Annotated in this window: 1 protein-coding gene; it reads right to left on the reverse strand. The window is 37.9% G+C overall.

Annotated features, from left to right (window positions below; translation table 11 throughout):
* On the reverse strand, positions 1–226 hold a 226-nt coding region (locus ACS8FD_RS21870), incomplete at its 3' end, for an LptF/LptG family permease (RefSeq protein WP_439277417.1).
* Positions 227–631: the final 405 nt, after the last annotated feature.

A 631-nucleotide genomic window follows, 5' to 3' on the forward strand; every position in this document is an offset into this window, starting at 1 on the left:
CGACATACAGACGTCCAAACACCAGCATCAACGCAATAAAAAACGCCAACGGTAAAATAAGCTCTAAAAAATACGGCAAGTTATAACCAATAATGACAAACAATAAGCCAATATCGAGATTCCCTTCAGCAGCAATTCCAAAGTAACGTATTAGGCGACCACCAAGCATCATCACTACCAAAAAGCCCAATACCAAAGCAGTGGTTGAGGCAACCTGACGGGTCATGTAGCGGCGTAATATCACAATAGGTACTCTTAAACAGTTGGTATTGGTGCGTTTCTTCGCAAACTTAATGACGGTTTTTAAGGTGTCGATTGGGTATTATAGAGATAGCATTGCTCAGGTAAATACTTAAATAAATATAAACATCATTGAACCACTGGTTAGCGACATCGTATAAAAATTAGTGACGACTAGCGAGCAAGACAACCGCTAATGCTAGCACGTTTTGGCAAAAAATAGCGGTGAAATGTGTTTGGAAACATTACCTAACCCTTGCCAATGGCTTATTTTTCATAACATAAAGTAGTCCGATACGATAAAGTCATATAGCTTAATAAAAACGATAGGTAGACTGGTTTAGTCATATAAAGGCTTTGGTTGATTTGGTTTGAAAAGATAAAAAGGTTT

It is taken from the genome of Psychrobacter sp. 1U2 (genome assembly GCF_051847575.1).